Below are 24868 nucleotides of genomic sequence, written 5' to 3' on the forward strand. Positions count from 1 at the left end.
TTCTGTAAACATCGAACACAGCCGAAAGGAACAACAGAAGATGAATAACAAGCTGGTTTCAATCTTGACAGGGGCAATAGTTTTAGCAACTCCTTTCACAAGTACAGTTGCTCAAGCAGAAACTTCACAATTAACACAATTATTCCCAGTTTTATCAGGAATTGAACTGACTCAAACACAAACAACACAACTCCAACAATTAACCCAGGATACTTTTCCTAAAATCCAAGCTGTTCTCACCGAGGAACAAAAAATTCAATTTCAAGCAGGATTACAGGAGGGAAAACCAGTGAGAGTAACTTTATCTTCCCTCAACCTTTCCACTCAACAACAAAAGCAGTTACGAGGTATCTTTCAATCAACCAAAAGCCAAATTCGGAAAACCCTAACAGCACAGCAACAACGGCAAATTATGCAAAATTTTTGGTCGTTGCAACAACAAGCTCAATAAACTGACTCTTTTTCACTCAATTAAGTAAATTAACTACACACAAAGGTCAAAATTATGAAATCTTTACTCAGTCTTTCTTTACTCGGATTAGTTCTCGTTACAACTTCCCTCCCTGCTGCTGCAAAGGAAGTAGTTAGTCCCAAGGGTAGTACAGCAAGTGGAAATGTAATTGTATTACCAAATTCCCAAGGTGGTTATACCGGAAGTGGGAATGGAACAGCTACAGGTGTTAACGGTGGTAACGCTAACGGACAATTCAAGTTCAAAACCAATGGTCAAGGAAGTGCTAATTACAACGGTAGTGGTTCAGTAACAACTCAAAGTGGTACCACCTATACAGGAAGCACTACTGGTAGTGCTAATTACAATCAGACTTCTGGTTATAGCGGTCAAAATACCACAACTGTCAACGATCAAACCTACAGTACTAGTACTCAAAATGGTGCAACTACAGTGACATCTCCCACTAGTTCACGCACTTTTACTCGTCCACGCTAATGTGAATTCGACGAAACATCTTCCTGATTTGTGCTGTGCAAAAATCGTCCCTCCCCTACTAAGCTACGGTGTACGCACAGCACAAGTATCGAATTTCCTAGATTTTCTATAACCCCACGCTCGTCTAAGGGAGGGATAAAATAAAGTCCAAAAGTAGGGTGTGTAAGCGGAGCGTAACGCACCATTTCATATTCGAGCAAAATCTGGCTTTGTGAAAATTAAACAACTAATTTACTCATCGTTTCAACATCATATTTAAGTTATGAATTTCAGCAATATAGCTTTAAAATTTTTGCCTTTATTCTTGATTTTGATTTTAACTGAAGCATTCCTGATTGTTGGATGGAAAAAGCAAAAATATCCTTGGCAAGAAAGTTTAGTTTCCCTGAGTGTTGCAATTGGACACCATGCTAGTCAAATGATTCCAACTAGTGCTTTGATGATATTTGCTTGGCATCATCGCATTTCAACTATTTCTATAGATTCCTGGTGGAATGTATTTTTATTGTTTATTTGCTTAGAGTTTGCCTACTACTGGTACCATCGCGCATCTCATCGAATTCGTTGGTTTTGGGCTAGTCATTCTGTGCATCATTCACCTGAAAAGTTTAATTTTTCCGCAGCTTACCGATTAGGTTGGACAGGGGGAATATCTGGTAGTTCTTTATTTTTTGTTCCGCTTGCTTGGCTGGGTTTTGAACCATTAGCAATTGTCACGGGAATGGCGCTAAATTTAACTTATCAATTTTGGATTCATACAGAGTTAATTCCAAAATTGGGTTTCTTGGAGTTAATTTTTAATACTCCATCACATCATCGAGTTCATCATGCTGCTAATTCAGAATATATTGATCGCAATTACGGAGGTGTTTTAATTATCTTTGACCGTTTGTTTGGAACTTATGCCGAGGAGAAAGTAGAGATTCCAGTAATTTATGGGTTAACTTATCCAATTAAGTCAAACAATCCATTTAAAATAGCTTTATATGAATGGATCAAAATCATTAAAGATGTAATTGGTGCTGATTCTTGGCAAGAAGGTTGTTGTTATTTGTTTGCACCTCCCAATTGGAAAAAATTGAATAGTAGTTGCAGTTTGCCCACAGCTATCGGGAATAATCATACTTATCTGGAACAGGGCGAATAGGAATTTTTTCTCCCCATTTGTATAGACATCGAGCATCATTTTCAGGTTCACAGGGAATGACCCAATAAATATGATGAAGTTCTAAACCAATATCACCATTTTGCACCCAAGCTTGCAATAGTACGCCACCAAGGTACTCTTTCGCAAGATGCGATCGCAATATTGAACAAGCTTCGGAATCTCGTATGGGTATCGATTGATCATCTTGCCAATTATAAAGTCTCGCTTCGTCTGCATCTAGCCATAATATTCCCGAAACCAAAAATACCTCATTGGTTTGGATGTTCCAATTAGTCAGTTCTTGGACTGTTAAGGTTATAGTCATGCATGAGGCTATAGAGGTTTTCAGTGATATCGCTATTTACTTAAAACGGTTAAAATTCAACTAAACCTCGTCTATTTTGAGAACCTGGAATTTCTACCCTGCGGGTAAGCGCGTTAGCGATTTCTGTAAGTAGCCGCTTTGCGACTCAACGTCTACCTTACGAAGACGCAAGCTATACAATGACAAAACTCCACCTTTGATGATGGACGAGGTTTATTTATCTCAAACCTAACGCTGATTTGGAATAGTTTGTCCCCACTCAATGACTCCAGAGTTGGAATTATTTACAGGGTTATTATTAGCTGGAAAACTTGGGGGTGGTGCATTGATAAAACCACCTGATGGGTTAGGAAAATTAGCTGGTGGGAGTTGGTTATTTCCAGGTAATCCTGGGGAATTGTTGGGTGTGAGTGGGGGAACAGTTACGGTGGGTTGTTGATTCCCGTAAGAATTGGGGACAGAGTAGGGAGGAAGGTTGTTATTTGAATTAGGGATTTGTGGGTAGTTATTATTTGGTTGAGGTGGATAAATTGGTGGTTGGTTATTAGTTGGAAATTGAGGGGAGTAAATGGGTGGTTGATTATTAGTCGGAGGTTGAGGTGAGTAAATGGGTGGTTGATTGTTAGTTGGAAGTTGAGGTGAGTAAATGGGTGGTTGATTATTGGGTGGAAGTTGCGGTAAGTTATTAGCTGGAAATTGGGGCGAGGAAATTGGTAGTGGGTTATTGTTAGGTAACTGTTGTGGATAATTAGCTGGGGATTGGGGAAAGTTGTTAGGGTATGGATTTATTGGGGCAGAGTAATTACCAGGAAAGATTCGTAATGCCCAATGGTTGGGTTTTTGCCAGGGAACTTGTTGGAATTGCACTAATTTTGGATCAAAGTTTGTTCCTGGTGCTAAGTCCATGACAATGCGGGTTACATTTGCATTGAGTTGAGAAAGACGGACTCTTTGAATTGTACCAGAGTAGTTTTGTTGGGTAGAAAGTCTACCTAGTTTGGTGTTGGGCAAATCTACAACTAAGCGCGGTGGTTGGGAAAGGTAAAAATATTTTGGTTGACTAGGACTTGAAAGGGTAAATTCTAGTTGGTTATATTCAGGAAAAAATTGCCATTCTTCTAGTTGAATATTGGCTAAATTGGCTATGCTAGCACTTTGGAGAGCCAAGATAGTTGTAATGGTGAATAAACTCATACTGAAAATAAGTTTCCACCAACGGTGAAGTTGTTTTTGACTAAATTTTGCGTTCATTTGTTTCTATTTAGACAGTTAGATAACAGCCATTGAATAAATTCAACTGGAAATCGTTATTTAGTATACATCCATGTAGTCAATGTCACGTAATTTAGTTACCTTCCCCTAATTTTGGTGGACTATAGGTTTTATTTTTGTAATGTTACACAAAATGCAAAGCTGGTACGGGGAAATTTATTCACTGTTAGTCTAAACTCCAGTTAATAGTCATTTCCCCTTCAAACTATTTACGGATCTGATTTTTGCTGGGATGGGAGTAGGGATAGTTTTTTTACAGAGAATTTTAGCAGGAATATTTTCCTGAAGGTTAGTCAACAATTCATTTGTTGATTCTCAAATTTACCTGTAAGTAGTGGGGATATTTCAAGCGACTTTCACCATGGGCGGTGACAATTTTAAATAATACAATTAGTGAGGCGATAGCGATCGCATAAAAAATCAAGCAGTTAATTTTGTGCATATTCGCTGGTGACTAGAGGCTACTTACCAACATCAGCACAAGCTGGCACCCCATGACGAGAAAGCGGTGTAACATTAGATGCATCTGCAACTAAATATAATTCTCCATCGGCACCCCTCGCCAGAGCTTGAGCCTCAACAATTCTATCAGGTACATGCTTTTGAACCATCAAATTATCTGCAATTGGATTAACTCTATCAGTTAAATTACTGGCACCTAAAGTCGCCAGAGGCATAAAATCACTACCACCCTGCATTAAATTTAGGGGATTGGTTGGTAAAGTACCTTGCTTCCCAGTAATGACAAATCTCCCTAAAGGCTTTCTACCCAGACCGCATAGTTGCCCAAGTTGATCACTTTGATCTTGTAAACCCTTGGGTAATTCAATAATACCTTTGGTAGGGTCAACATCGGGTTGACGGATCGAAACTTGTCCCTGTACTCCAAGTTCCGAACTAGCTGTTATATCACTTTGATTTGTTGGCTTGGGACGTGCTTCAATACCAAAGATATTTTCAGCTTGAATATTGACATTACCACCATTACCTGTAAACGCATTTGCTGTGATGTCACTATCTTCCTTGGGTACAGCAACTATGAATGGTGCATCAATATTGATGTTTCCACCATTCCCCCCTGCTTTTTCTGTACCAGCATTGGTGGAAATTTTGCTGTTGTTACGTAACAGCAAAAAATCATCTAACTTGAAATTGATATTCCCACCATCAGCATCAGCAACGGATTCAGATTTAATTGAACTTTGATTTTTCAGGGTGATTCGATTAGCATCAATTTTAATGTTTCCCGCAGCCGCTCGACTAAATTCTGAACCAGCTAATATGTTTGCACCCTCGTTTAGAGATAAAGATCCAGCCTTGATATCAATATTGCCCCCATTACCAAAGGTATTTGGCAATCTTCCGCTTTTACTAGCACTACTAATAATCCGAACATTAGATCCTGTCAGGGAGATGGTATTAGCATCTATAAATATGTTGCCCGCATCACCTTGTCCCTGAGTTCTGGTATTAATTTCTTGATATCCAGAAATAGATAAGTTTCCAGTTTTAATGGTGATATTGCCCCCTTTTCCAACCGCTTCTGGTTCAACTTGGGTAAAAGCCCCACCACTATAGTCCCTGATATCACTTTTGAATGTAACACTATCTCGCGCATCAATAATAATATTGCCTCCATTGCCACGAGCTTCAGTATCAGCACGTAAATTAGCACCAATATCTAGTAGCAACGAACCTGTTGTAATTCGGATATCTCCTCCATTTCCGATTCCACCAACACCCCCACCATTCGGTTCACAGGCACAAGTGACTTCAGTAAACATATCAGAGCCTTTGAGTAACTCTACTGTGTCTCGTGCTTCAATGACGATGCTACCTGAATTACCTGTTCCGGCTGTACTGGCATTGATCTGGGAACTATCTAATGTCAAAGTGCCAGTTTTAATTACAACACCACCACTATCACCGACACCACCAAAATTAACACTGCTAGCGAAGATGGTTCCCGAAGCATCAAAGTTATTTCTACCAAGATTTAGATCCCCTACTCCTGTTAAAGAAACTTTGGCACTGGCTTCAATGAATATCCTTCCAGAATTTCCTGTTCCTGCGACACTGGATAAAATTCGGGCTTCATCGCTGGCAAATAACGAACCAGTTTTGATATATATGCCTCCAGTATTACCTACTGCACCAGAGCCAACATTATTAACAATTCGGCTAAAGCCTTTTCCCGAGAGAGAAACAGTATCACGGGCTGTAATTTCTATTTTTCCAGCATTTCCATTGGCTAAAGTAATGCTATTAATTTGTGCGCCATTGCGAATATTCAAAGTTCCAGTATCAATAGATATATTACCTGCCGTTCCTTTTCCGTTCCTATTTAATTGAGCAAAAAATCCCCCATTCCCTCCATTTAATTCTACAGATTCAGAAGCATTAACTATTATATTGCCTGTGTTTCCATTACCAAAATGAAGAGTTCCAATCTGTGAACCATCGTTAACATTCAAACGTTGAGCATTTATGGTGATATTTCCAGCATTTCCTATCGCCCCAGAATCGAGGTAGTTAAAAATTCGGCTATTATTGTCAATTGTTGCAACACCTTGAGCATCAAGTTTAATATCACCAGCTTGAGTATTCACAGACCCCAAACCACCTAAAATGCCAGCTTGGATGGAACTATTGTTGATATTAATATCTTTGCCGACAATATTAATATTTCCACCACCTCCAGCAGTCACTATTAATCCTGCTTCATCTGTTAAAGAGATATTTGCTCTTTCTAATTCACTGGGAATTTTAAAGCTCAAACTCTCGCCATTTCGATTCAGTTCTACAATTCCATTACCTTTGACTCCAGCAATATCAATATTGCCGCCAAAAGCAACTAATCCACCACCACTAATATTGACATCTCCACCAACTAACAACAAACTTTTACCATCTGCTACTCGTAAGCCGAAAGTATCAAATGAATTTGTTGGGTCTTTTCCTGATGAGGCTGTAGAATTATTCTGAATCGCTGCACTCTGATTGAGTTGATTAAACCACAATACAGAAGGGTTGATTGTCAATAATGGTGGGGCTTCGGGATTTGTCGCGTTAAATACTCCCTGATTGCCAAACTTTAGTCCGTTTGCAGTTGTTCCAACAAAGGAACCTTGAATGTCTAAACTGGCATTTTTGCCAAATAATATGCCATTGGGATTAATTAAAAATAAATTGGCAGCCCCATCAACGCCTAATGTCCCAAAGATATTTGATGGATCTTTACCTGTAACTCGCGTCAGTATATTTATAACTCCAGAAGGATTGGTAAAATAGACTCTTTGTCCATCATTGATATTAAACTGACTAAAACTATGGAAAAGATTGCTTTCTCTAGTTGCACCACCGCTGATTTTATCTGCATTCAAACCATTGATTACAACGTTAGAATCAATTTGTGAAGATTCTTTTCCTAACGTGTTATCCGGAGTAATTTGTGCTTCACCTATTGTACTGGTAAGTGTTACTAAGCTAGATAAAAAAAGGTTTGCAAGTAAAAATTCTATTCTTTTCATCAGCTAACCTCTGAAGATGTAAAATACTTACGATTATGGTTAGATATATCATTATTTGTGCCACAGGTGAGGGATTTATATCGCGCAAGCTTCGTGCGACTGTAGAACTTAGGCAATAGTAATCAGCAAACCCTACATACTTTGAGTAGATGCCTAGAATATAATTGATAGCATGGCAATAATGAGATTGGAGCGATATGACTAATCTACAGATTCAAACCGAACCGATGTCGATGACGGTAGATATCTCCTCTCTCATGACATTACCGCAGATGAGTGACGAGCAATTTCATGAATTTTGTCATCGCAATGCCAATCTGCGGATCGAACGGAATGCTAATGGTGAAGTAATTGTTATGCCTCCAGCTTTTTCGGACACTGGAAATCGTAATTTTAAAGTTGCTGTACAACTGGGAATTTGGGCAGAGGGGGACGGTACTGGTGAAGGCTTCGATTCTAGTGCAGGGTTTACACTACCGAATGGAGCAATGCGCGCTCCCGATGCATCCTGGATTAAACTCGATCGCTGGAATGCTCTTACCGAGAAGCAAAAAGCCTCGTTTGCACCGATATGCCCCGATTTTGTGGTGGAATTGCGATCGACTAGCGACACGCTCAAAAGTTTGCAGACAAAAATGCAGGAATATATCGAAAATGGTGCGAGCTTGGGATTATTAATCGACAGGCAAAGTCAGACGGTGTATTGTTATCGAGCGGATGGTTCGGTTGCCGTTTTAAATCAACCCGAACAGGTGATTTGCGATCCAGAACTACCAGGTTTTGCGTTGCAAATGGCTAAAATTTGGTAGATTGAGTAATAATTAGTTTTCAAGCGTCAGTTATGTTGGGTTACGACGTGAATTAAGATTACATTACTTACGCGATTGTCACAATGGGAAGGTTGGTGCGTGACACCAAAAGCCTTATTTTTCGTTTTAAATTGATTTAAGTGTCACACACCCTATGAGAAAAAATGTGCTAGAGGGATATCATGCGTCTCCACCCAATCTACAATTTACTACAATAAATTATTGTTTGCCTGTCATATTAAATTTACCATCTGGCATCATCGTGCCATATAAAAAAGCTTCCTTAAAAATAGCCCCATTTATATTGGCTAAATATAAGGTAGCTTGTTGTAAAATGGCTCCAGTTAAATCAGCATTTAGAAGATTGGCTCTTGCTAATGAAGCTTGATTTAATTCCGCTTTTACTAATTTAGCTTGTGTCAAGTTGGCATCTTGAAGAATAGCATTGTGAAGTTGTGCTTTGGTTAAATTTGCTCTTGCTAAATTTGCTCTTTCCAAATTAGAAGATAAAAGTTTTGCTTCCATAAGATTAGCATCTTGAAGGTCTGCTTCTGATAAAATAGACACGAAAATAACACTTTTCCGTAAGTTAGCTCCCCGAAGATTTGCTCTTGTAAGTGCAGTTCCGGACAAATATGCATTTGATAAGTTTGCTCCTTCGAGATTTGCTTTATATAAAAATGCTTGACTAAGTTTTGCCCCTTGAAGATTTGCTTTCTCAAGATTAGCTTCTCCAAGAAAAGTTCCAGACAAATCAGCATTTGATAAGTTTGCTCCTTCGAGATTAGCACGACCTAGCAGTGCATAATTAAGTATAGCTCCTTGAAGATTTGCTCCTTGAAGATTTGCCTTTGAAAGTTTAGCTCCATACAAATCTGCATTCGATAAATCGCAACTAGGACAACTATTTGTATTCAATAACTGTTTTACATGCTCAGGGTTAGCGGCAGATACAGGTAGAGAAAATAATAAACTAGCAAAAAAGGAAAAAGAGCAGCTAAAGTAAACTTTCTGCACAATCATTAAACCTGTAATTATTAAATTATTAAAAACCTAATATTTAAAAATCAATTTTCATCAAATCACATAATTATTTAATAACTTTGAACAGATAAAAATATAATCATTGACACTTTAACGTAGGTTGGATGGAGTGTAGCTTACTTCTCGGAAGATAACGCAACTCAGCATTTTAATTTTGATATTTATAGTAGTTGAAAATTTGTTAGTTTTGATTACACAATACCATTATTTCCGATTATCCCAATATTTCTGTGCTGTGGTGGGAACAAATCTGAGTAACTGGGTATCACCCAAATCTAAAATTGTTTGAGGATGGGATGGCTGAATATTTAAAGCTGTAATAATCCTTTCGCCGATGGTACGGGCTAAAAGTGGGGGTACAGCATTACCAACCTGGCGAAAACCGTGCCATTTGGTTTGATGGAAGCGAAACCAATCGGGGAAGGAGTGTAATCTGGCAGCTTCTCTAACTGTGATGACTCTGGGAAATGTAGGATGAATGGGACGGGGTGATGTGTGTCTACCTCGTTGTTTGTCGGTACCTGCACGTAATGTGTGGGAAAAACCATCTAGTTTAAGACGACGTAAACGGCTGATGGGGTCTAGTTCTCCCTGGGGTGTTTCGAGAAAGCGAGTTTTTGAGCTTTCTTCGTGCTGAGTTTGCATGGAACTGGTTAAGATTTGGGGGTTCCAATAACGGGGGTATTGGAAGGTTGTGAGGTTTGGGAGGGGGAAATTGCAGCGGAGAAATTGAATGTAGGGTGTGGTTTTTTGATTGATGATTTGGAGTTGACTTTCTGTCAATAGTACTTCGTCACTATTAATAAGTTGGGGAATAGTGTCAATGTCGGGTAAATCCGAAATTGCATCACGGACTGTGGTTTGTAGTGGAGAAGCTTTGATGGGGAAGGGAATATCAAAGCCTTGGGGGTTGCTGCTGCCAACTAAAAATAATCGCTGCCGTTTTTGAGGTACGCTAAAATCAGCAGCATTAAGAACTGTTTGCCGCACGTTGTAACCAGCATTTTCAAATGCGTTCTCTAGCTGCAATAGGGTTTTTTTATATTTCCCGGTGGTAATTCCTGGAACGTTTTCCATGACGAAGTACTTGGGACGCAGTTCTAATACTAGTCGGCAGAAGTGAAATATCAAATTGTTGCGGATGTCTTCTAAATCACGTTTCCCCATCAGTGAAAACCCCTGGCAAGGTGGTCCACCGAACACTAAATCTATTTTTTTATTCCATTTTTGGCAAGCTTTCGAGTCATGTTGATGATATTTTCGCCAACTTTTATCTGCTGCTTGAAGAATCATCTTCCCTGTAACGTCGGCAATATCAGAACAAAGGGTTTCTGTGAGGGGAAAGTTGAAGGCATGGGTTGAAGCATGTATTGGATCATACTCAACTGCCACTAAAATATCAAATCCAGCCTGTTCCATTCCCAATGAAAAACCACCTGCACCAGCGAATAAATCAATGGCAACGGGACGATTTGAGCTTGAAGATGTGTGATTTAGCAAAGGAATCAGTAAACAGTTATCAGGGAACAGGGAAAAGTTATTGCTGGTGGGTGATACAGTATCCACACTTATCTTGAAAATGAGGATTTCTTGCAGTTTCACATGACTTAGAAACAGTTCCTTTTCATTTAGAGGTAAGAATTTCTTTTGCTGCGCGATCGCATACTCCATTTTCCCCTAATGCTTGGCGCATTTCTCGATAATCTGCCTGAATTTTTTGTTTGCGTTCAGGATTTAAGAGTAACTCCATCGCTGCTTGGGTGAGATTTTCGGGGGTGGCTGTTTCTTGGATAAATTCTGGGACGATGGGTTGCATCATTACCAAGTTGGGTGGGGAAGCAAAGGGCAATGATAATTGCAGAATGTTTTGGGCTATCCAGTAGGATAACTTACTCAGCTTGTATAAAACAACTTGGGGAACGTTGAGTAATGCTAATTCTAAGTTGACTGTGCCACATTTGGTAATTGCTAAATCGGCGGCTGCAAGGACATCTTTATTTTGACCGGAGACAATTGTGGCATTGAGATTATATGCTTGGATCGATTGCGCGATCGCATCCCGGAATTTGTCCAGTGATAATGGTATCCAAAAATGTACCTGGGGTAATTTTAGTTGGATTTCTTTGGCTGTGGCGAAAATAGTTGGTAATAAAAAATTTAATTCCTGTTGCCGAGAAGCAGGTAACAATGCTACACAAATATCACCTTCTCCAATGCCCAAATTAGCCCGCGCTGCCTCTCTGGTTGGGAATTCGCTGATTCTATCAATCAATGGATGCCCCACCCAAGTCACGTTTGCCCCATGTTCGCGGTAATATCTAGCTTCTTCGGGGAATATTGCCAGTAATTTATCACTAACTTTGACAACTTCTCTTGTAGTTTGACTGGTGATGATTTTTAGTGAAGCTGCCCAAGCTTGGGGGGCAATGTAATAAAATATTGGGGTTTCAGGTAAATGGCGACGGATGAATTTAGCGATCGCTAAATTAGGTCCCATATAATCAATCAGTACCACTGCATCTGGTGGATTTTGTTTCAAAAAAGCAAAAGCTTGGTGTTGCAACTTGTATGTTGGCACCACATAGGGCAACACCTCCAAGAGTCCCAAAGAACCAATTCCCGCAGTATTACCCAACAGAGTTGCCCCTGCTACTGCCATTTGTTCACCACCTAAGGCTACAATCTCTAACTCCCTGTTGGCTATTGCAGCTTGACGTTTCAGCGCCGTCACTAACAATGAACCCTGTAAATCACCAGAAACTTCACCTGTACTAATAAATATCCGCATTGGGATTTTTAACTTTAGACTTTACACCACTTTTAACTTTATTGAAACCCAATAGGCTTTCACAAGCAAATTTTGTTTGGAGCACAAATAACTCTTTCACTTGGTTCAAAACTATAATTATTCATACTATTGAGGCTAAGTTTAGCTGAATTGTGGATTTTAAATTAGCTCCAAAATCCACAATTCAAAATTAAACAGACTCGTCATTTTTGCTGGTAGCTTTACCACCTCTACCTGGAATTAATCCCCGTCTTCCTGGCATTTGCGATAATAACAAGAAGCGACGTAGGTGTAGCAGTTCTTCAGTATCTCCCAAGAGTTCTAAATTTTCTAAAGCGTCTTTAAAAGTTAATTCTGAACGATAAAGAAAACGAAAAGCTTTTTTGAGAGTTTGTAATTGAGCATTTGTAAAACCAGCCCGTTTAAGTCCGATTAAATTTAATGCCCTTATCCGTGATGGATTGCCTTCCACTGTCATAAATGGAGGCACATCTCGGTCAATTCTGGTCATTCCTCCCACCATGGCATGTCTGCCGATGTGGACAAATTGGTGAACTCCCAAAACCCCACTCAATCTAGCTTTTGCTTCAATATGCACATGACCTGCTAACGCCACAGAGTTAGCAATAATTACGGAGTCTTCTAATATACAGTTATGACCGACGTGAACATATGCCATTAATAAGTTCCCGTCGCCAATTTCGGTAGCTTCACCTGCCCCGGTAGCACGGTTGATGGTGACATACTCCCGAATTGAATTATCGTTACCGATTTTGACCCAACTCAGTTCCCCCGCATATTTGAGGTCTTGAGGTTCAGTACCAATTACGGCACCAGGAAAAATTCGGTTTCTTGAACCAATTTCGGTTAAACCATCCAGTACCACATGGGCACCAATCACAGTTTCTGAACCTACTTTTACATGCCCTCCTATCACAGCATAGGCTCCGACTTGCACTGTTGGATGGAGTTCCGCGTTGGGATGAATTACAGCTGTTGGATGAATAAGCGTCTTCAAGGGTGCATCTCCAGAAGAGTCTAGTGCTAAGTTTTATTCGGTAAACATCTGGCAAAAAATAGTAATTCGGGTAGCAGGAGTTAGAAATCAGATGATCTTGTCTTCTGAATCCTTTTCCCTAACCAAAATTGATTTTTTTCATCTGTCTATTTAATCAGTAGCCAAAAGTGTCGGGTTAACAACACAGCGTGTGAGGGCAGTGTGAAAATTGAGAAATTTTACAGATTTTACAATATTCTTGAGATGAATCCATTTTACTGGTATATTTTCCCAAGTTATAGTTAGGGTACCCGGTATTAGTACCCAAACCTATTAGTAAATATTTCAGACTACTAGTGAAAACATTAATTCGCCTTCACAAGCGAGTTGACCATCGACCTCGGCGCGACCTTGCATCTTACCGAATCGACGTTGTTTCACCCATAACAGTTCCACGGTCATAATTAACTGATCACCTGGAACAACTTGGCGGCGAAAACGAACTTTATCTATACCCGCAAATAGAAACATTCCACCTTCTAATTGTGGAACTTGCGTCATTACAACGCCTCCTACTTGTGCCATAGCTTCTACAATTAGTACACCGGGCATAATCGGTTTTCCGGGAAAATGCCCCTGGAAGTGAGGTTCATTAAAGGTAACGTTCTTAATGCCAGTTGCGCTTTTTCCTGGGACGAAATCAATAATTTTATCCACCAGGGCAAAGGGATAGCGGTGTGGTAGCAGCTTTTGAATTTCTTCAATGTTGAAGGTCTTTTTCACTTCGGTTGGCTGCAAAGAGTTACTTTCAGATTCGGACACTTTCGCGGTATTAACTTCGGTGACAGTTGACATCGGCACTCTGTGAAATTTGGATTTGTTATTTGTGATTCTTTATTTGGGATTGTTGATTTGAGGATGCTAGTAGTTCAAATTGTCAACAAATTAACTAATGACTAAAGTCATGTTTTTTGACTTTTTGACTTCCAGATGGCTGCACTAGTCAAATAATCCAAAATCTAAAATCTTTTGAGCTAATTGAACATGTAGGTTGTGACTAGCTTTGTAAGCTAAAAAATGAGTTTGGGGAAAAACTCCCAATAAACTCAAATCTCCTACTAGATCCAAAATTTTATGACGTACTGGCTCATTTGCATACCTCAGGGGTGGGTTTAGCCATCCTGCTGATCCACAAACGAGTGCATTATCTAAACTACCACCTTTAATTAACCCAGATCGCTGTAAGTGTTCGATTTGATGCTGCAACCCAAATGTTCGGGCTGGGGCAATTTCGCTGATGAATGTTTCACAAGTTCTTTCTGATGGGCTACCTAGCGAGAAACTGTACCATTGATTACCAATTGCTGGCAGATCGAAGTCGATGCCGTAGCTAAAGCGGGTTTCGTTTGCGGGCATTGCACAAACAAAGGCATCATCTTGGCGAACCCAAATTGGTTCCTGAATAACTGGAATATGGGGTAATTTGTCTGTGGTTTGTGCTAATAGCCCAACAGATTGAATACTTTCTACCCAGAGTTTTGCTGAACCATCTAGCAGGGGAATTTCTGCCCCATCAATTTCAATGCGGGCATTATCCACACCCATCACTGCTAAAGTCGCCAGCAAATGCTCTACAGTGCGGACGCAAGCCTCTTCTTTTCCCAATTGTGTAGAAAGTAAGGTTTGGTTCACCGCAGCCACTTGGGCGGGGATAATTGGAGCATTTGGTAAATCAACTCGGACGAAATAGCGTCCGCTGCCTGGGGCTGCGGGTAAGATGCGAATCTGGGTAATATTACCGCTATGAAGTCCAATTCCCCTTTGGATGACTTCAGCGGCGATGGTATGCTGATGCATGTTTTTATTGATTTGTCAAATTTGAAACTTGGCTGATATAGCAGTGGACATCTCGGCTAGGACATAGATATTTATCTAAAAGGGAACAGGTAAATGTCCTAATAAAATGGCTACAGCTATATTTTAGAATCTTTCCCCAATACCGAAGTTGATGCGGCTATCACCTTCATCGCTAATGCCGTAGTCGATGCGGATTGGTCCGAGGGGAGATTGTACCCGTACACCTAAACCGTAGCCATAACCTGTGCCACTTTTATTGAGTACGTCGGCAGGTCGGGTGCTGGTTCCTAGGTCGCTACCAACGTCGAAGAATAATGCCCCACTGACAACCGAGAATACAGGGAAGCGGTATTCTACTGATGCTTGAACGTAACTGCGTCCACTTCCCAATGCACCTTCTTCGTAGCCGCGTACAGAGTTACTACCACCGATGGAAAATGCTTCATATGGTGGTAAGTCTCCGAGAATTGTTCCGGCTTGAACGTTAAAGGCTAGGGATTGGGGTCCTTTGGTAAAGTTGGTAAATTTGACGGGGAAATATTGGCTGTAGCTACCACGGACACGGGTTAAAAAGATATTTCCTAAGCCGACGGGAACAGATTGATCAACACCGATACGGAGGAAAGATCCTTTTGTGGGTTGGAGAGAATTATTTCGGCGATCGCGTGATGCGCCAAGTTGTACTAATAATAAATCGTCTTTACCTTCTCCCGAAGCGCTCAAATCAACTTCTTTGTTGGGATCTTTGTTGACTCTACCTACTTTGCGAACATCACCATCAGAATCTAAGGTTGATACTCTTTGGTACTGTAATCCTGCTGAGGCTACCCATTCTGAGCTTTTGAAGGGGTCTTTGGAAAGGGGGCGAGTAAAGGTGACTCCACCACCTGTACGGGTGACGCGGGGTCTATCTCCGTCTTCGTCTGGTCTGCTGGGATCGAATGTTTCGATGTTGTCGTCTTTGCCGTCAAAAATTAGGGAAATTGATCTTCTGCGGAAGGCATTGACGGTGTAAGAAGTGCGGTAGGGATCTCCAGCAATCCAGGGATCTGTAAACCGGACATCAAAGAGTAGTTCCCTAGTACCAACTTGAAATTCTGTACCTAATTTCTGGTTTCTGCCACCCAGGTTTTGCTCTTGGTAGCTAATGGTACCAAATAACCCGCTGGAGGAACTGATACCTGCACCTGCGGCGATGGAACCGCTGTTACGTTCAACTACGTTAACCACAACGTCAACTTTGCTGGGGTCACTTGCCGGATCAAGTGAGACGTTGACATCTTCAAATAATCCCAAGCCGAATACTCGCTGTAAGTCCCGTTGGATGATGTTCCTATTAAAGGTTTTTCCAGGTTTGAGTTCTAATTCACGAGTAATAATATAATTGCGTGTGCGTCCGCGAATTGGATCGCCTTTCTCGTTGGTTTCTTGCCCATCTTTATTGCGGAAACGGACGCGAATATTTTCCACTACACCTTCGGCAATTTGCAGGTTGACAACGCCGTTTTCGCTAACTTGTGGGGCACCAATGATGTTTGCTAGGACATAACCTTGGTCTTGATAACGTTTGGTTAGTTGTTTGATGCCTTCTTGTAATTCTTTTAGGTTGAGGATTCTACCATATTGAGATTTAAATATTTCATCAACCTCTTTGGCAGGTAGAACTGAAGGGATATCACTACCTGGGTTGGCTTGAATTTGAACTTTGGTTAAAACTGGGTTGGCTGCCACAACAAAGCTGACTCGTACTCCTAAAGGTGTATCTTCGGGTGTGGCTTGAACGTTGGAAAAGAAGCCTGTGGCAAAAATAGCGTTGATGTCTTCCTGAAGTTGGGATTTTGTGGTGGTTCTCCCTGCTTGGGTACGGATAACTCGGTAAACTTCCTGTTCTAATTCTGGTGCTAGTTGTCCTGATTGGGGCTTAACTACCACTTCAGAAACTAAAACGCGAGGTTCTGCGGCGTTATTTTCTGGGGCTGCTTGATTTGGTTGTCCAAAATTTATATCTGGCTGGGTTGGTTGCCCTGTAGGGCTATTTGGCGCGGGTACAGTATTTGGTTGTTGTTCTATTGCTGGTGGATTTTCCGGAACTGGTTCTGGGAGAGGAACAGGGGCAGGAGTTTGACTGATAATGGGTTTTTGTTGAGTCCCTGTAGTGGGTGTTTGCCCTGTAACTGTAACCACGGTTCCCAATTTTTTTAATAAGGATTGATTGGGTTTGTTTGTGGTGTTGAGGGGGGAAATGGATACAGATGGCTTGAGTAAAGCGGCTTGGTTTAGTTTATTTGCCGTTTTTTCCCAATTGCTTGGTACTACTACGGGTGTTTTGAGACTATCAGCTTGATTTACTGTCGGAACAATAATTTGCTGTGATGTTTTTTCCAATCCTGAATCAGTGACAGGTGCTGTCACTTTTTCCTGTGGCTGATCTATTACTGAAGTGGTGACTTCAGGATTTATCTGTTCTTGAGAAGTTTGAGCATTTACACTCAACGAACTGCCTAGGGGGGCTGTAATTGCCACCATTGTCGCCAAAACCGGAGATAAGCGCATTTTATTTAAATTCCTCTTCACGTCCACACACCGTCACAAAGTAGTTATTTAGTCATTAGCTAATAGTCTTTGGTCAATAGTCAAGAGTCAAGGCTGTTTTTGGATTTGTTTGTCCTCGCTATTAGACTATTAACAATAGCGCAGCATGGTGGAAACTTGCTCTTAAAGCTGTCAGATTCAGTTTTCTTTCTTTGCTGCTGGCTTTGAAGTAGTTGACTACTATCTTCCGACTATTGCTGATTTTCCACCGCTTTTAACACCCGTTGTAAAACCTCTTGGTAGGCATCTTCCACGTTGCCTAAGTCTTTACGAAAGCGATCTTTATCCAATACGCGGCGATTGGAATCGTCTTGAGTGGAAATGTCCCACAAACGGCAGGTATCTGGGCTAATCTCATCTGCTAGTAGTATCTGTTGTTGCGAGTCCATGCCAAACTCTAGCTTAAAGTCCACCAAAGTTATGTCACATTGCCGAAAAAACCCAATGAGAAATTGGTTGATTTGCAATGCTAGATGAGTAATTGCTTCCACTTGTTCCGGTGTGGCTAGTTCTAGGAGTGTAATGCGATCGCTTGTTAAGAGCGGGTCGCCTAATTCGTCCTTTTTATAGTAAAAGTCTACTAGGGGAACTTTTAAAACTGTGCCAAGTGCTAATCCTGTTTGCTGACATAGACTGCCTGCTGCAATATTCCTGACTACTACCTCTAGGGGTACTATTTTTACTGCTCGCACTAGCATTTGATTTGGCGATACACTGTTTATATAGTGTGTTTTTACACCAACTTTTTCTAATTCTGCAAATAATTTGGCAGAAATAATGCAATTAATAACTCCTTTTCCGGTGATGGTTCCCTTTTTTTGAGCGTTGAAGGCAGTTGCATCGTCTTTAAAATCAGCCAGTAGAATATCAGGATCTTCCGTAGAGTAGATAACTTTGGCTTTACCTTCGTATAACTTTTTATTCACAGACATAGTGGAGAATTGGTTTTTGAGCTTTTAGCTTAATTATTTTATCTTTAACTTATCAACCTTTATACTATTGAATCTTAACTGATAAGGTTTGACCCACTCTTGGTATGATACTTATCTAATTCTGTATTTGAAGTTACAGTATTAGATAAATTGATAATTCAATTCCCTATTTTAAATATCAGTTTTTTTGCGGTTGTGTTAGTTAAGTTCGTTGAGGCAAAATAAGTATATACTAATACAATTATATTTGTCTTTTTGGCGAGAATGTATATATTCAGTATAATAGGTGATAATAATTATCAATTGTTACTTACCAGAAGACCGGATTTTTAATGATGGGAGGATAAATTTAATCAGTGGACAAAAGAAAAATGGAAAAGGACGATTTTCTTTATCCTCGTAGTCGTTACTACGGTCAAGTTAAGCCAGAAAATTTGGTTTTTAACGCCAATCTCCAAGAGTTTGCTCAGAAAATAAGTTTTATTTGTAATCTAGAAACTTCTGGCAAGCTGTCTCCCGAAGATGCTTATGAGCAAATCAAAAGCTTGTGGAAGCAATTGAAACAAGCAAGAAAGCAACTTAAAGTTGGCGAGAATTTATTCCAGAGTGAGGGGGATAGCCCAGAATAACCCATCGGCAGCGAGTTAGAACATTGCGTTGCAATTTTAATAAGTAAGTATTGATACAGTTCCCTATTTCCTACATTTGTCATTATTTCTGACTTGTTGTCCATACTCCATCCCAAGAGGCAAATGGGGGTTTATGTAAGTAGTTTGCGGCGCGTTCGATGTGAATTTTTACAGCGTAGTCTTGAGGACGAATTTTCCTTGCGGCTTCAAAACAATCAATTGCCGTGGCAAAATCCCGTGATGAGTAAGCATCCCTCCCAGCATGATAATGTGAAATAAATTCTTGGGTATTGGCATCTGGTGGTGTAGTGCGATCGCTAATTAATTCATAGATATTCACAGCTTGGTGTTTCCCTTTGACGCGGATTTTATCTAGCTGTCTTGCCCAAATGCGATCGCTGCACAAATTGTAAGTAAATTCGCTTAAAATAATATCACAACCATATTCTTTAGTTATACCTTCTAGGCGAGAACTCAAATTTACCCCATCCCCAATAACTGTATAGTCCATCCGCTTATGGGAACCAATATTCCCAGAAACCACTTCCCCAGAACTTAAACCAATACCAATATTAATCGAAGGTTGTTGCTCAATGATACGGCGTTGATTAAATTCTTCGAGACGTTTTCGCATTTCTAAAGCTGCTTGGACAGATTTCCAAGCGTGGTTTTCCGTAAGCGGTAAAGGTGCCCCAAATACAGCCATTAGTGCATCACCAATAAATTTATCTAGGGTACCTTCGTGGTTGAAAACTGCTTCCACCATCGTTTCAAAATATTGATTTAGCAGCGAAACCACTTCAGCAGCACCAAGATTTTCCGTAAGTGTCGTGTATCCGCGAATATCGGAAAATAGAATGGTGACATCTTTTCGTTCCCCCACCATTAATGCATCCTCCCCCAATTCCATCACCTGTTCGGCAACATGGGGAGTGAGATAGCGATACATGGTGGTTTTCATGCGTTTTTCGCGGCTGATATCTTCCAATACCACCAGTCCCCCCCGTACACCTCCTTCTGGGTTAGTTAGGGGGTTGACAGTGAGATTGATGCTACGTTCAATTTGCTGGATCTGGTTAGCACTCAGTAGCTGAGACTGGGGGGTGAGTGGTTGATTCCAAGGAATAAAGACTTGGGGAGTAGTGCGTTCACGAAGTGTCTCCGTTGCGTTAGCTTCCCGCAGGGTAGGAGAATCGCCAAGTGTTTCCGGAGTGGATTTGCGGACTGCTAAAATCGAGTGATAATTCTGACTTATAGAGTCTTTATCCTGGCTAGAAATATCTGGAATTCGGTATATTCCTACAGTTAAATTTTGTTCAGGAACATAATGTTTAGCTCCGGTTTTTAAACTATCTTGTAAGCGCATTTGTAAGTTTTCGATTGGCACTATATCCCAAACAAAACGGTTGAGGATATGATGCTCCCAAAATAGTTTATTACTTTTACCTATGCCTTCGCATAGGTTACAGCCTAATAGTTCTAAAGCAGCATCATTAATTGTGACAATTTTGCCTTCCATGTTGGTGGAGATTACTGCATCAGAAAGGCTTTGTAAAATATCTTTTTGATACTGCTTTTCCAGTAGAACACTTTCAAATAAACGAGCATTTTCCAAAGCAATTCCAGCTTGGATATTAAAGGCTCGCATAAATTCTTCATCGGAAGCCGTAAAACTTCCCTTTTGCTTATTAATTAACTGTGTGACTCCAATTAATTCATTTGCTGAATTAAACACAGGTAAACACAAAATGTTTCGTGTAAAGTATCCGGTTTTTTGGTCAGTTGTCGGGTCAAAACGTGGATCTTTGTAAGCATCATTTATATTCAAAGCTTCTCCAGTGGAAGCCACATAACCAACAATTCCCTTATTAGAAGGAATGCTGATTTCCATCACAGTTTCGTCATCTGCTGCCGCTACTTTTGTCCATAATTCGTTCATCTCTTTACGATGCAAAAATAGCGTACTACGATCAGCTTGCATCAAAATTCTGGCTTGTTCCATTACAATTTGCAAAGTTACTTCTAAATCCAAACTTTGCCCCAGAGTTTGGGTTGCCCGCAAAAGTGCAGTAACACCTCGCTGATTTCGCGCTGCCACATAAAAAGATTGACAGCTTTCTAAAATTATGCCAATTGCTGTTGCAAAGTCACGAAATCTATCTTCATCTTCGCTACTAAAAGCTGTATCACCTGTTTTATTTGCCAACTGAACAACGGCAACAACCTGATTTTTACTACTCATCACAGGCATACATAAAATATTATGAATTTTGTAGCCCATTTGCCGTTCTAATTCTGGGCTAAATAAAGGATGAGTTGATATTTCTGCTATGTTTAAACATGTCCCTGTGCTGGCGACGTGACCTGGTATTCCCACCGTCATGGGTGTGCGAATTTCTAAATTTTTATGGACATGATCTTGAGGGACTTTTGACCAGAGTTGTCCCTTATCATTATCAACCAAAAAAATCGTTGTGTGTTCTGCTTGGAGTATTTGACCAATTTTCGATGTGATTGCTTCCAGTACCTTTTCTAGCATGGTTTCTAGGGCTTCGTTATTGAGTAAATCAATTGCCCGTAGAAATTGCTCAAATTCGGCAGTAATAAAATCGAGTAAGCAAGCAAATTCATTCACAGAAATGTCTTGAACTCGGTGCAGTAGGGGATTAGCCAGGTTTACTTGTGTGAGTTCAGTTAATGTAGCCAAGACGCTACCAGCGTTGGGAAGTGTCATGGGTGTTTTTGGGTTAGGGATTCTATATATGTTTAAGATTTGGGATTTAGAGTTGAATGTGTCCCATTCCAATACTGAATTTATGGGCACGACTAAATCTTTCTACTGAAATCCCTAACCAATTTTAGTAGCATATGCAGCAATTGCTACATATTAATTGCGATCGCTTAAAATCTAAACACTCCGATTCATGTTTAGGTGAGATGTCACTTAATCTAGTGAAATATCGCACTTTTGGGTATTTGTATAAGTTTAGAAAATGTTTTGGCTCAATTAAGATTTAAATAACTAAAGTTTAATATGTTAAGATGTCAGGAAATTTTAACATATAGAAAAATTGATCTACGGATTGACGGTAGTTTCAGGATGCTATATTCTGATACTCACGGGAGGCGTATAACTTTTATTATTGCCTAGTCTGAAAGTATTATTTTGACGTTGTTTTTTTTGTCGGCAAATAAGCCAAGAATTAATTTTGTAATGTAAACATCGATTTGAGCTTTGATTACGGTTGACAATTTTCAGAATCGTTTTTTTCATTTTCACTATGCTGTACTAATAGTCTGTCAATTTTATTTTGACAGACTACTAGTACAGGTCGGCTTAAATCCCCGAGTGAAACTTGAATAACTATTAACTGATTTCACGCTGCAACTTTTGTGGATTGCGAGTAGATAACTTGCTGATAATAACTGTGTAATTGACGGGTAGCTGCTGCCCATCCCCAACGTTCCGCTTCATTTCGAGCATTTTGGCGGATGGCTTCTCGTTCTTCGGTTTCTGCTAAGAGTCGTAGTGTGGCAGCTATAGCACCTGCATCGTCAGCTTGCGGGTCAAATAAATAACCATTGACTCCATCAGTGACAATATCGGGAATTCCTCCGGAATTTGCCGCTACCACTGGACACCCTGCTGCCATTGCTTCTAAAAGTACCAATCCCAGGGTTTCGGTGCGGGATGGGAAAATAAATGCATCAACACTGGCAAATGCCGAACCTAATTCCACCCCTTTGAGATAACCGACAAAAAATGTGTTGGTACCTGCAAAGTGTTTTTCTAAAGCTTGGCGGTGGGGTCCATCGCCTACTAATGCTAATCTGGCGTTGGGAATTGCTGTGAGAATAGGCTTGATGCGTTCAATTTCCTTTTCTGCTGAGAGTCGCCCAACATAAAGTAATAATGGGTTATCAGGGTGGTTTTGGGAAAGACGCGATCGCATTTCCAAACTAACCCTACTGGGATGGAATGTTTCGGTATCTACCCCCCGTTGCCACAAATCTACTCGTTCAATTCCATGTGCTGTTAATTCATTGCACATTGCTGTGGAGGTACACAAATTCAATGCAGCTTGGTTATGTGCTGTTTTGAGTAATTCCCAAAGCAAGCCTTCTAAAGCGGCTAAACCGTAATGTTGTAGATATTGTGGTAGATGTGTGTGATATGAAGCGATGAGGGGAACATGGTGTAACTTGGCATGAATTATCCCCGATACACCTAAGACTGCTGGGTTAACTACATGGATAATATCAGGTCGAAACCGCTCTAAAGCTTCACCAATGGAAGGACGGGGTAAAGCTAACTTTAATTCTGGATACAGTGGTAGTGGAAAACCTGACACACCATAGATTTTTGCTCCTTTATACTCGGTCATTCCACCTTCAGGACAAACAACTAATACCTGGTTTCCTTGACGTTGAAGGTGATCGACGGTGTGGCTTAAACGGGTCACAATTCCATCTACCTTGGGCAAAAAGGTTTCTGTAAAAAGAGCAATTCTCATAAATCAGTTATCAGTTATCAGTTATTAGTTATCAGCTATTAGTTTTAGCCGAAGTATGCTCAAAAAAAATCGCTAGTTGTAGTGGAGGCTGTATTCAGTTATTAGTTGCCAATTAGATTCAGGTTTTCCGTCATATCCTGAAAATCAAAGTTGGGATGGAGAGGAATGGGAAAACGCGGATTTTCCCACTCTCAACTCCTTGTTTTTTTAGCGATGCCAAGTGACCTTTGGCAGAATTTCTTTACCATCGATGCGGCTTTGATACTTCACAGCGAAGTTCAACAGCGAATCAAGTAAAGAATCAGATAAATAGTGAGGTTGTAAACCTAAATCTAACAACTTGGTATTTTTGGCATTGAAATAATGTTCTTCTTTTTCAATCCGAGGATTTTCCAAATTGTTGATGTCTACATTTAAGCCGATAGCGTTACCAGCTTTTTTCACCATTCCCGCCAAATCACCGATGCTAAAGAGTTCGGTAAATTGGTTAAATACACGAAATTCCCCGGCTTCGGCTGGGTTAGCGATCGCTATTTCAATACAACGTACAGTATCTCGAATATCCAAGAAACCTCTTGTTTGTCCACCTTTACCATAAACAGTCAAAGGATGTCCCACCGCTGCTTGAATACAAAAACGATTTAATGCCGTGCCAAACACACCATCATAGTCGAGACGATTAATTAACATCTCATCCATTCCGGTTTCTTCGGTCAACACCCCATAAACAATGCCCTGATTCAAATCTGTAGCCCGCAAGCCCCACATTTTACAGGCAAAGTGAATATTATGGCTGTCATGAACCTTACTGAGGTGATACATCGAACCGGGCTGTTTCGGATACGGTAAAGTATCTTTACGTCCGTTGTGTTCGATGGTGATATATCCTTCCTCAATATCAATGTTTGGCGTACCATATTCGCCCATTGTTCCCAACTTCACCAGATGGCAATCCGGGAAATCCTCCTTCATCGCATAAAGTAGATTCAGCGTCCCCACAACATTATTGACCTGCGTCAATACCGCATGTTCGCGGTCAATCATCGAAAACGGTGCCGAACGTTGTTCACCGAAATGGATAATTGATGTTGGTTCAAACTTGTTCAGCGCTGCTTTCAGAAACTCGTAATTGTTAATATCGCCAATAAAAAGGTCGATAGTCTTACCAGTTAAATCTTTCCAGCGCTGGAGGCGTTGCTGAATCGAGGCGATGGGAGTCAGGGTTGCAACACCCAATTCATTATCCCAGTGCCGACGCACCAAACTGTCTAAAATTGCTACTTCGTAACCTCGATTAGAGAGGTATAGAGCGGTTGCCCAACCGCAATAGCCATCGCCACCAATAACCAGGACTTTCATTTTTACCTGTTTTTACTCGCTGATAGCTAAATCTACCAGGTTTGTGTCCCCTCTAAACCACTATTTAGCCAGATTGTGGAGAACTTTTGTAGATAGTTAAGCACAAATTAAGGAATGTTTATAA

Annotated in this window: 20 protein-coding genes; 5 read left to right on the forward strand and 15 right to left on the reverse strand. The window is 40.5% G+C overall.

Annotated features, from left to right (window positions below):
* Positions 1–40 precede the first annotated feature (40 nt).
* From CAL6303_RS26340 to CAL6303_RS26350, 3 genes are all read left to right on the forward strand, one after another.
* A complete protein-coding gene (locus tag CAL6303_RS26340; RefSeq protein WP_015200888.1) occupies positions 41–451 on the forward strand; it encodes a hypothetical protein in 411 nt (136 codons plus the stop codon).
* A 54-nt stretch (positions 452–505) separates the two neighbouring features.
* Positions 506–949 (forward strand): hypothetical protein, encoded by a 444-nt coding sequence (locus CAL6303_RS26345; RefSeq protein ID WP_015200889.1) that lies wholly within the window; start codon positions 506–508, stop codon positions 947–949.
* 262 nt (positions 950–1211) lie between these two features.
* Positions 1212–2096: a sterol desaturase family protein gene (locus tag CAL6303_RS26350; protein ID WP_015200890.1), complete on the forward strand. Its 885-nt coding sequence runs from the start codon at positions 1212–1214 to the stop codon at positions 2094–2096.
* Here the strand turns inward: CAL6303_RS26350 and CAL6303_RS26355 are convergent.
* From CAL6303_RS26355 to CAL6303_RS26365, 4 genes are all read right to left on the reverse strand, one after another.
* Positions 2056–2421, reverse strand: coding sequence for a hypothetical protein (locus CAL6303_RS26355; RefSeq protein WP_015200891.1), 366 nt, complete (start codon positions 2419–2421; stop codon positions 2056–2058). The two genes, CAL6303_RS26350 and CAL6303_RS26355, sit on opposite strands and share 41 nt — an antisense overlap.
* 228 nt (positions 2422–2649) lie before the next feature.
* Positions 2650–3672: an AMIN domain-containing protein gene (locus tag CAL6303_RS26360; RefSeq protein WP_015200892.1), complete on the reverse strand. Its 1023-nt coding sequence runs from the start codon at positions 3670–3672 to the stop codon at positions 2650–2652.
* A 322-nt stretch (positions 3673–3994) separates the two neighbouring features.
* Positions 3995–4135: a hypothetical protein gene (locus CAL6303_RS30560; RefSeq protein WP_158333190.1), complete on the reverse strand. Its 141-nt coding sequence runs from the start codon at positions 4133–4135 to the stop codon at positions 3995–3997.
* Positions 4136–4154: 19 nt separating this feature from the next.
* Positions 4155–7223 (reverse strand): filamentous hemagglutinin N-terminal domain-containing protein, encoded by a 3069-nt coding sequence (locus tag CAL6303_RS26365; RefSeq protein WP_015200893.1) that lies wholly within the window; start codon positions 7221–7223, stop codon positions 4155–4157.
* Between the two features lie 197 nt (positions 7224–7420).
* On the opposite strand from CAL6303_RS26365, the gene CAL6303_RS26370 reads away from it, so the two are divergent.
* Positions 7421–8032, forward strand: coding sequence for a Uma2 family endonuclease (locus CAL6303_RS26370; RefSeq protein WP_015200894.1), 612 nt, complete (start codon positions 7421–7423; stop codon positions 8030–8032).
* Between the two features lie 219 nt (positions 8033–8251).
* Here CAL6303_RS26370 and CAL6303_RS26375 read toward each other — a convergent pair whose 3' ends face one another.
* From CAL6303_RS26375 to purC, 8 genes are all read right to left on the reverse strand, one after another.
* The gene (locus CAL6303_RS26375) at positions 8252–9049 is read right to left on the reverse strand and encodes a pentapeptide repeat-containing protein (protein WP_158333191.1); all 798 of its coding nucleotides are present in this window, start codon (positions 9047–9049) and stop codon (positions 8252–8254) included.
* Positions 9050–9280: 231 nt separating this feature from the next.
* Positions 9281–10747, reverse strand: coding sequence for a DNA cytosine methyltransferase (locus tag CAL6303_RS26380; RefSeq protein ID WP_015200896.1), 1467 nt, complete (start codon positions 10745–10747; stop codon positions 9281–9283).
* A complete protein-coding gene (lpxB, locus tag CAL6303_RS26385) occupies positions 10701–11864 on the reverse strand; it encodes a lipid-A-disaccharide synthase (RefSeq protein WP_015200897.1) in 1164 nt (387 codons plus the stop codon). The genes CAL6303_RS26380 and lpxB overlap by 47 nt, the downstream gene beginning before the upstream one ends.
* Positions 11865–12054: 190 nt before the next feature.
* Complete coding sequence (gene lpxA / locus CAL6303_RS26390) at positions 12055–12882, reverse strand: acyl-ACP--UDP-N-acetylglucosamine O-acyltransferase (RefSeq protein WP_015200898.1); 828 nt, start codon at positions 12880–12882, stop codon at positions 12055–12057.
* A 324-nt stretch (positions 12883–13206) separates the two neighbouring features.
* Positions 13207–13716: a 3-hydroxyacyl-ACP dehydratase FabZ gene (fabZ, locus tag CAL6303_RS26395; protein WP_015200899.1), complete on the reverse strand. Its 510-nt coding sequence runs from the start codon at positions 13714–13716 to the stop codon at positions 13207–13209.
* A 144-nt stretch (positions 13717–13860) separates the two neighbouring features.
* On the reverse strand, positions 13861–14718 hold the full coding sequence (gene lpxC, locus CAL6303_RS26400) for a UDP-3-O-acyl-N-acetylglucosamine deacetylase (protein ID WP_015200900.1): 858 nt from the start codon (positions 14716–14718) through the stop codon (positions 13861–13863).
* A gap of 123 nt (positions 14719–14841) precedes the next feature.
* On the reverse strand, positions 14842–17271 hold the full coding sequence (locus CAL6303_RS26405; RefSeq protein WP_015200901.1) for a BamA/TamA family outer membrane protein: 2430 nt from the start codon (positions 17269–17271) through the stop codon (positions 14842–14844).
* A gap of 230 nt (positions 17272–17501) precedes the next feature.
* A complete protein-coding gene (gene purC, locus CAL6303_RS26410; RefSeq protein WP_015200902.1) occupies positions 17502–18242 on the reverse strand; it encodes a phosphoribosylaminoimidazolesuccinocarboxamide synthase in 741 nt (246 codons plus the stop codon).
* 371 nt (positions 18243–18613) lie between these two features.
* On the opposite strand from purC, the gene CAL6303_RS26415 reads away from it, so the two are divergent.
* Positions 18614–18871, forward strand: coding sequence for a hypothetical protein (locus CAL6303_RS26415; protein ID WP_015200903.1), 258 nt, complete (start codon positions 18614–18616; stop codon positions 18869–18871).
* 82 nt (positions 18872–18953) lie between these two features.
* On the opposite strand, the gene CAL6303_RS26420 is transcribed toward CAL6303_RS26415, so the two are convergent.
* The 3 genes from CAL6303_RS26420 to CAL6303_RS26430 form a co-directional block, all read right to left on the reverse strand.
* Entirely contained in the window at positions 18954–21605 is a 2652-nt protein-coding gene (locus CAL6303_RS26420; RefSeq protein WP_015200904.1) for a GAF domain-containing protein, read from the reverse strand.
* Positions 21606–22248: 643 nt separating this feature from the next.
* The gene (locus CAL6303_RS26425; RefSeq protein WP_015200905.1) at positions 22249–23385 is read right to left on the reverse strand and encodes a glycosyltransferase family 4 protein; all 1137 of its coding nucleotides are present in this window, start codon (positions 23383–23385) and stop codon (positions 22249–22251) included.
* A 207-nt stretch (positions 23386–23592) separates the two neighbouring features.
* Entirely contained in the window at positions 23593–24744 is a 1152-nt protein-coding gene (locus CAL6303_RS26430; protein WP_015200906.1) for an NAD-dependent epimerase/dehydratase family protein, read from the reverse strand.
* Positions 24745–24868 lie beyond the last annotated feature (124 nt).

It is taken from the genome of Calothrix sp. PCC 6303 (assembly GCF_000317435.1).
Taxonomy (GTDB): Bacteria; Cyanobacteriota; Cyanobacteriia; order Cyanobacteriales; family Nostocaceae; genus PCC-6303.

Bases quoted from the DNA above. Each gene is read 5' to 3' on its own strand.
- CAL6303_RS26340 (WP_015200888.1), top strand. From the start codon at position 41: ATGAATAACAAGCTGGTTTCAATCTTGACAGGGGCAATAGTTTTAGCA.
- CAL6303_RS26345 (WP_015200889.1), top strand. From the start codon at position 506: ATGAAATCTTTACTCAGTCTTTCTTTACTCGGATTAGTTCTCGTTACA.
- CAL6303_RS26350 (WP_015200890.1), top strand. From the start codon at position 1,212: ATGAATTTCAGCAATATAGCTTTAAAATTTTTGCCTTTATTCTTGATT.
- CAL6303_RS26355 (WP_015200891.1), bottom strand. From the start codon at position 2,421: ATGACTATAACCTTAACAGTCCAAGAACTGACTAATTGGAACATCCAA.
- CAL6303_RS26360 (WP_015200892.1), bottom strand. From the start codon at position 3,672: ATGAACGCAAAATTTAGTCAAAAACAACTTCACCGTTGGTGGAAACTT.
- CAL6303_RS30560 (WP_158333190.1), bottom strand. From the start codon at position 4,135: ATGCACAAAATTAACTGCTTGATTTTTTATGCGATCGCTATCGCCTCA.
- CAL6303_RS26365 (WP_015200893.1), bottom strand. From the start codon at position 7,223: ATGAAAAGAATAGAATTTTTACTTGCAAACCTTTTTTTATCTAGCTTA.
- CAL6303_RS26370 (WP_015200894.1), top strand. From the start codon at position 7,421: ATGACTAATCTACAGATTCAAACCGAACCGATGTCGATGACGGTAGAT.
- CAL6303_RS26380 (WP_015200896.1), bottom strand. From the start codon at position 10,747: ATGGAGTATGCGATCGCGCAGCAAAAGAAATTCTTACCTCTAAATGAA.
- lpxB (WP_015200897.1), bottom strand. From the start codon at position 11,864: ATGCGGATATTTATTAGTACAGGTGAAGTTTCTGGTGATTTACAGGGT.
- fabZ (WP_015200899.1), bottom strand. From the start codon at position 13,716: ATGTCAACTGTCACCGAAGTTAATACCGCGAAAGTGTCCGAATCTGAA.
- lpxC (WP_015200900.1), bottom strand. From the start codon at position 14,718: ATGCATCAGCATACCATCGCCGCTGAAGTCATCCAAAGGGGAATTGGA.
- CAL6303_RS26405 (WP_015200901.1), bottom strand. From the start codon at position 17,271: ATGCGCTTATCTCCGGTTTTGGCGACAATGGTGGCAATTACAGCCCCC.
- purC (WP_015200902.1), bottom strand. From the start codon at position 18,242: ATGTCTGTGAATAAAAAGTTATACGAAGGTAAAGCCAAAGTTATCTAC.
- CAL6303_RS26415 (WP_015200903.1), top strand. From the start codon at position 18,614: ATGGAAAAGGACGATTTTCTTTATCCTCGTAGTCGTTACTACGGTCAA.
- CAL6303_RS26420 (WP_015200904.1), bottom strand. From the start codon at position 21,605: ATGACACTTCCCAACGCTGGTAGCGTCTTGGCTACATTAACTGAACTC.
- CAL6303_RS26425 (WP_015200905.1), bottom strand. From the start codon at position 23,385: ATGAGAATTGCTCTTTTTACAGAAACCTTTTTGCCCAAGGTAGATGGA.
- CAL6303_RS26430 (WP_015200906.1), bottom strand. From the start codon at position 24,744: ATGAAAGTCCTGGTTATTGGTGGCGATGGCTATTGCGGTTGGGCAACC.